Source organism: Arthrobacter sp. RIT-PI-e (assembly GCF_001187915.1).
Classification (GTDB): domain Bacteria; phylum Actinomycetota; class Actinomycetes; order Actinomycetales; family Micrococcaceae; genus Arthrobacter_D.
In genome coordinates this window covers 82,316-88,569 of record NZ_LGIU01000097.1, presented here as the reverse complement: position 1 = coordinate 88,569, position 6,254 = coordinate 82,316, and the positions used below count along the sequence as shown (strand labels likewise).

General features: G+C 71.9%; 8 protein-coding genes and 1 pseudogene. 6 read left to right on the top strand and 3 right to left on the bottom strand.

All coding sequences use genetic code 11. The features are described 5' to 3' along the window. The 4 genes and pseudogenes from AC792_RS17835 to AC792_RS14740 all read left to right on the top strand — a co-directional run. A pseudogene (locus tag AC792_RS17835) lies at positions 1-135 on the top strand (heat shock protein transcriptional repressor HspR); the annotation flags it as partial. 158 nt (positions 136-293) lie between these two features. Continuing rightward, entirely contained in the window at positions 294-857 is a 564-nt protein-coding gene (locus AC792_RS14750) for a hypothetical protein (RefSeq protein ID WP_049831248.1), read from the top strand. 51 nt (positions 858-908) lie between these two features. Further along, positions 909-1,607: a PspA/IM30 family protein gene (locus tag AC792_RS14745; RefSeq protein WP_082177785.1), complete on the top strand. Its 699-nt coding sequence runs from the start codon at positions 909-911 to the stop codon at positions 1,605-1,607. 35 nt (positions 1,608-1,642) lie between these two features. Then, positions 1,643-2,326 carry an SDR family NAD(P)-dependent oxidoreductase gene (locus AC792_RS14740; protein ID WP_049831246.1) on the top strand — a complete coding sequence of 228 codons (684 nt, stop codon included), beginning with the start codon at positions 1,643-1,645 and terminating at the stop codon, positions 2,324-2,326. Between the two features lie 24 nt (positions 2,327-2,350). Here the strand turns inward: AC792_RS14740 and AC792_RS14735 are convergent, their stop codons facing one another. The 3 genes from AC792_RS14735 to AC792_RS14725 form a co-directional block, all read right to left on the bottom strand. Then, complete coding sequence (locus AC792_RS14735; protein ID WP_049831245.1) at positions 2,351-3,379, bottom strand: DUF695 domain-containing protein; 1,029 nt, start codon at positions 3,377-3,379, stop codon at positions 2,351-2,353. Positions 3,380-3,548: 169 nt separating this feature from the next. Continuing rightward, positions 3,549-4,319 carry a type I methionyl aminopeptidase gene (gene map, locus AC792_RS14730; RefSeq protein ID WP_049831244.1) on the bottom strand — a complete coding sequence of 257 codons (771 nt, stop codon included), beginning with the start codon at positions 4,317-4,319 and terminating at the stop codon, positions 3,549-3,551. Between the two features lie 81 nt (positions 4,320-4,400). Then, on the bottom strand, positions 4,401-4,949 hold the full coding sequence (locus AC792_RS14725) for a GNAT family N-acetyltransferase (protein ID WP_049831243.1): 549 nt from the start codon (positions 4,947-4,949) through the stop codon (positions 4,401-4,403). A gap of 42 nt (positions 4,950-4,991) precedes the next feature. On the opposite strand from AC792_RS14725, the gene AC792_RS14720 reads away from it, so the two are divergent. Continuing rightward, positions 4,992-5,552, top strand: coding sequence for an adenylate kinase (locus tag AC792_RS14720; protein WP_049831242.1), 561 nt, complete (start codon positions 4,992-4,994; stop codon positions 5,550-5,552). A 345-nt stretch (positions 5,553-5,897) separates the two neighbouring features. Continuing rightward, complete coding sequence (locus tag AC792_RS14715) at positions 5,898-6,254, top strand: hypothetical protein (protein WP_049831241.1); 357 nt, start codon at positions 5,898-5,900, stop codon at positions 6,252-6,254.

Sequence of the window (6,254 nt, the reverse complement as noted above, 5' to 3'; positions counted from 1 at the left end):
CCCGCCTCGCGGAGGAGGTACTCCGGCCCGGGGCGGGTCTTCGCGGCGGGGCCCGCCGGGGACGTCGTGACGCTCGCCCGCGGGCAGAGGCCCAGACCGCGGAGCCAGGCCCTCGTGGTCTGGACGCCCGAGCGTGCCCACAATGCCCGCTCGCTCCTCCCCGCGCCCCCCCGGACCGGGGCGCCCGGGGGGCGCCCCGGCCGCCCCGCTGCTCGTCGGCGGTGCCGGGCCGGTTGGAATCGTTCCCCGACAGGGGCAGACTGAGGACATGGGACACAGCCGGGAGCCTCGCCATGACTGAGCTCATCCTGGAGGCGCTGGCGGTCGGGGCGGGCATCGTCGCGGCCCTCGGCGCGGGGGCCGGCGTCACGGGCTGGTTGGTGGTCCGGAAGGTCCGGCGCTCACGCATCATCGAGCGCACCCGGGACCGCGGTGTGCTGGCGGCCCGGGCCTACGCACCGGACAAGCTCACCCGGGAGCCCGCACGGCTGATCGGCGAGCTGAGACGTTCCTCCCGTGCCACCCACCTGGCGCTGACCGAGGCCGCCGAGCAGGGACGCCCCGTGGGCGAACTGCCCAGGGCGGCCGCCGAGATAGACCGTGCTGCGGCGTCGCTGGAGAATCTCCTCAAGGTGGCGGACCGGGAGCCGAACCGGGAGCTGAAGCAGGAGCTGACCACCAATCTCTCCGCGCAGGCGAAGGCCCTCGACGAACTCTCCGCCGAGCTCCGCCGGTCCCTGCTGCAGACCGCGCGCTCGGTGGACACCCGGCAGCTCGAGCAGGCCACGAGCCGGCTCCGTCACGAGATCTCCGCCATGGGTACCTGGCGGGACACGTACGGGGGACGGCAGGGCTGATGAGCGGTTCCATCGGGTAGCGTCAGACATCCATACCGGACGGGGGTCCACGTGTCGTTCAAACGTCGTATCACGCGCATCGTCAGGGCCAATCGCAGTGCCGCGGCGGAGGCCAAGCAGGATCCTCGGGTGCAGGAGCAGAGCGCCCAGCTCGCCCAGCGTGAGCTGCTGGACCGGGCACGTCGCGGTGCGGCCGACGTCGCCGCCCACCCCCACCGGGTGGGCCCGGCCGCGAACGACGCCGCCGCCTACCTGAACAGTGTCGAGGCGGCTGCGTCCGCCGCCGTGCAGCGTGGTGACGACGACGCCGCGCGGTCCGCCATCCGCGAGTCCATGGTGGCCCGGCGGCGCCTGGAGACACTCACGCAGCAACTCCACGAGGCGGAGCAGCAGGCACGCCGCCTCCACGAGGACGTGCAGCGCCTGGAGCGCCGCGTCGAGGAGAACGCCATGGAGTACGACGCCATGCTGGCGCGGCGGGCCGCGGCGCAGGCCGCGATCGGCGTGCACGACGCCCTCGCGTCCTCCTCGCGGGAGGCGGCGGCCATCGAGGCTGCGCGCCGCAACGCCGAGCTGGAGGTGCGGCGCTACGAGGCGCAGGCGCAGGCGCGTGAGGAACTGTCCTGGACGGACCCGTCCTCACCCCGCCTCCAGCAGGCCTTCGAGGAGCTCGAGGCGGATGCCGCGGCGCAGCAGGAGCTCGAGGAGCTCAAGCGCAGGAGAGGTCCGGGGCGCCCGCCGCAGTACTGAGGCCCGCCTGAGTGCCGGCGCGTTACACTCGGCCCATGACTGAGCTGAGCGGTGCCCACGTCCTCGTCGTCGGAGCCACCGGAGTGCTGGGGGCCGAGATCTCGCGTCAGCTGGTCGCTGCAGGTGCGCAGCTCACCCTGTCCGGTCGGTCGGCGGAAAAGCTCGGGCGGCTCGCGGAGGAACTCGGCGACGGCGGGGCGGGCCGGGCGGCCGCCCTCCGGGGGAAGCCCGCGGGCCCCGCGGACATCGCGGCCGCCGTCTACGGCCGGGAACTGAACGGCGTGGTGTTCGCCTCCGGCGTGGTGGCCTTCGGCCCGGCGGTCGAGATCGACGACGACGTCCTCGACGAACTGGTGCTCGTCAACCTCCTGGGGTACATGCGCCTGATGCGCGACGTGGCTCCCCGGCTTCCCCGGGACTCCTTCGTGGCGCAGATCAGCGCCGTGGTGGCCGAGAGCCCCACCGCCGGGATGGCCGCCTACTCCGCGGTGAAGGCCGGCCTCAGCGCCTACGGCAAGGTGCTGACGCTGGAACTGCGGAAGCAGGGCGTGCGGGTGCTGGACGCCCGCCCCCCGCACACCGAGACCGGGCTGGCCGGCAGGCCCATCGCCGGGGAAGCCCCTCGGCTGCCCCGCGGCAAGGACCCGGTGGACGTGGCCGCGCGCATCGTGACCGCGATCCGCGAGGGGGAGCGCGACCTGCCGTCGTCGTCGTTCTGACCCCACCCGGAGCCGCGACCGGGCTCAGGCGAAGTCCCGGACCTTTTTCCACCCCGGGTCGAGGGAGTGCTTCACGCTGATGGTGCGTTGCCCGCGCACCGCGGTGTCCAGCACGTCGCGCCCGTTCTGGTCCTCGGAGTCCGTGTAGAAGTGGAGGGTCCGCACGCCCCTGGAGGTCTCGGCGACCACGAGCATGCCGCGGATCCCGAGCGAGCGCGCCAGTCCGTCCTCCAGGGCCCGCATCTCCTCGAGCGGTCCGGGGAGGGGCAGTCCGTCGTCGTCTGCCCCGAAGGGGATGCGGACGGCGCTGTGGAGGTCGAAGTGGGGGTGGTCGATCCAGCGCAGCGGCCGCAGCGCCCGCACCAGGATCGGGGCCCCGGAGCCCAGTGTGCCGGTCATGCGGATCAGGTGCGGGGCCGGGAATCCCTCGGCGAGTTCGGCCACGCGGGCCGGGAGGTCGGCGGCGGGCAGACTGTCCACCACGTCGTGCACGATGCAGTCGATCCGCTCGACCCAGCGCTCCACGTCGTCCTCGCCGAGGAGCCATTCGAGCAGGAGCGCGCACAGACCGTACTCGTCGTCCCACTGCCCGGTGAAGCCCGGGTTGTACACCGAGACGATCAGGCTGTCACCGGCGCGCGTCACCGCGGCATGGACGCGGGTGCGGCTGAGGTCGAAGGTCTTCCCGCGGTAGGAGATGGTCGAGTTCAGCATGGCCGGCTGCGCGTTCCGGGCGGGCACGAAGTCCCACCGGGGGCTGGCAGGAGGGGAGGCGCGGTACCAGCGCTCCGCGACCGGGCGCAGCGAGGCATCCCCGCCGCTCGAGACGCAGAGCGTGTGCTCGGACGCCGTTCCCGTGCGGGTCTCCCACTCGAGACCGCGGGCGATGCCCCGTACCCGCTGCGACATCACCGTGACGTAGGCGTCGAAGTCGCCGGCGCGGGTCGCCGAGGTCAGCAGGGCCTCACCCTCCTCGGCCCACCACTGCCAGAACACGGCGATGGGGTCCTTGCCGCCACGCCGACCGGCGGTCCTCCGTCCGAGAAGCCCCATCGTGACCGCTTCCTCCTCAGGATCCGCCTCGAGCGGTCCGATTGCTCCGACGCCTCCGAATCTACCGGGCGGGCACCTGATGCGGCGAGTATGCCGGTGCGGGGTCCCGGGCAGATGCGATCGCCCCCGCCCAGGGTAGGGGGACGGGTCCGCGGCGGTGGTCTGCGCACTACCGGGGCAGGGTCAGGATCTCCGCGCCGTCCTCGGTGACGGCCACCGTGTGCTCGCTGTGCGCAGTGCGGCAGCCCGTGGCGCTCCGCAGGGTCCAGCCGTCGGCGTCGGTGACGAGCGCGGCGGTGTCCACCATGATCCACGGCTCCAGGGCCAGCAGGAGCCCGGGACGCAGGACGTACCCCCGGCCCGGCCGGCCGGTGTTCGGGACGTGGGGGTCCTGGTGCATGGTGGACCCGATGCCGTGTCCACCGAAGTCGGTGTTGACCGGGTAGCCCGCGTCCGTCAGGACCGAGCCGATGGCGTGGGCGATGTCGCCGATGCGCGCTCCCGGCGCCACCGCGGCGATCCCCGCCTGCAGCGCCCGCTCCGTGGTCCTGATCAGTGCCACGCTCTCCTCCGGACGGGACTCACCCACGATGAAGCTGATGGCGGAGTCGGCGGCGATGCCCTGCTTCACGACGGCGAGGTCGAGCGTCAGGAGGTCGCCGTCGGCCAGCACGTAGTCGTGCGGGAGTCCGTGGAGCACGGCGTCGTTCACCGCGGTGCAGATGTAGTGCCCGAACGGCCCCCGCCCGAAGGACGGTGCGTAGTCCACGTAGCAGGACTCCGCGCCGCCCTCGACGATCATGGCGGCCGCCCAGCGGTCGAGTTCCAGCAGGTTGGTACCCACCCTGGTGCGCTGCTTCAGGGTCTGGAGGATGTGCGCCACCAGGGCGCCGGTCTCCCGGGCCCGGGACAGTTCGGACGAATTCAGGATCTCGATCATGCGCCACCTCGGGGAGCTTCCGGTGATTGTCCCGGTCATCCTACCGCCGCGATGGCACATGCCCCCGGGTGCCGGGGGTCCTCACCCGGGGAGGTCGTCCCAGACGAGCGGTGTCGTCCGGCCGGTCTCCCAGTCCCGCCGCAGCACGGCGTAGGCCACCGAGGCCAGGGGCCGGCCGCCGTCCACGGGCCAACTCTCCCGGTAGTGCGCCTCCTTGACCCAGCCGCAGCGCAGGAAGATCTTCCGCATGGCCACATTGTCCTCGCGGGTCTGCCCCTCGAACCGGGTGACGCGCGGCAGGGTGGTGAAGACGTGCATGCTCACGGCCCTCAGCACGTCCGCCCCGAGCCCGCGGTTGCGGAAGGGTGCGTCGAGGCGGAGGTCGAACAGCGGACTGTCCTCGCCGAGGTCCTCCAGCCGGAGGAAGCCGATCCGGCCGTGCTCCTCGTGATCGAGCCAGAAGGAGTCGTTGTCCTCGTCCCGGAAGGCGCCGCCTGCTGTCGAGGTCTCCACGGCCTCCCTCGTCCAGCGGTGATTCACGTGGAACGGGAACTCGTTGCGTGTCAGGAAGTCCACGAGCGCGTCGTGATCCTCGCCGGTGGGATCCAGGCGCGTCAGGGTGATCGGCATAGTGCTGCACTCTAGTGCGTGGGCCGGGGATACGCTTCCGGTATGACGGTGGACTGTGCGCGGCGGGTCCTCTTCCACGGAGTGACCGGCAGCGGGAAGACCTCGGCTGCCCGGGCGTACGCCGCGGTGTCCGGGATGCCGGCGTTCTTCGCCGACGAGGATCTCGGGTGGCTTCCCGGATGGGAGAGCCGCGCCGCCGAGGACCAGCGCCGGATCGCGGCAGGCCTCGTGGCGCAGGACCGCTGGGTCCTCGACAGCGCCTACTCCTCGTGGCGCGACCTGGTGCTGGACCGCGCGGAACTGATCGTGTTCCTCGACTACCCGAGGTGGCTCTCCCTCGGGCGGCTCCTGCGCCGGACACTGCACCGGGTCGTCTCGGGGGAGCTGGTGTGCAACGGGAACAGGGAGACGCTGCGGCGTGCGCTGGCGAGGGACTCGATCATCGCATGGCATTTCAGGAGCTTCTCCGGGAAACGCCGCGCGATCGAGCGGATCGTCGCCGATCCGTCCATGCCCCCGGTGCTGGCCTTCTCCCGCCCGGCTCATCTCGGCGCCTGGCTCGCAGCAGGGGCGCCGCGTCCGCCGTCGGTCCGGGGGGCGTGACCGCGGACGATCCTGCCGCGGGGAGGACCCGCCCGGTCGACGTCGTGGGAGGTCACCTGCGTAGGGTGGTCGGTCACGACCTACTCGAGGGGAGATCATGGGTGGACGAATCGGAGCGGGCATCGTGCTGTCCGGGCTCATGGCGAATGCACTGATCGGCTGTTCGGAGGGGGATGGCCCGCCCGTCCCCGGATCGCCGTCGGCGCAGTCCCAGGAATGTGCGGTCACGGATACCGAGGTGACGTGGAAGCCCATGGCCGAGGCCCCGATGACGGACCTTGGGTACCGTGTGCTGACGGTCGCCGAGAACGGATCGCGGAGCACGTCCGATCACCCGTCCCGTACGTGTCCTCCGTGCAATACCCCGGCGGCGTGGCGCACGACGACCCCGCGGTGGACTTCCTCGTCGAGGACTTCTCCCGGACCGGCCAGACGTCGCTGGAGGACATCGGTTCCTCGCCCGAGAACTTCGACTCGTTCGCGCTCTCCGACCTTGCACCCGGCACCTATGTACTGGGCTATCGCCTGGAGCAGTTCACGGCGACCTTCGCGTTGGACTGCGACGGTGAGCTCGTGGGCTCCGGAGAGCTGCACTCCACCGCCGAGGAGAATCTTCGCGGTTCCTTCATCGCCTGCGGTGAACCGGCGGCGGACACGCCGGATGAGTACGAGCGCTCGCTCTTCAGCTACTGCCCGGCGTGA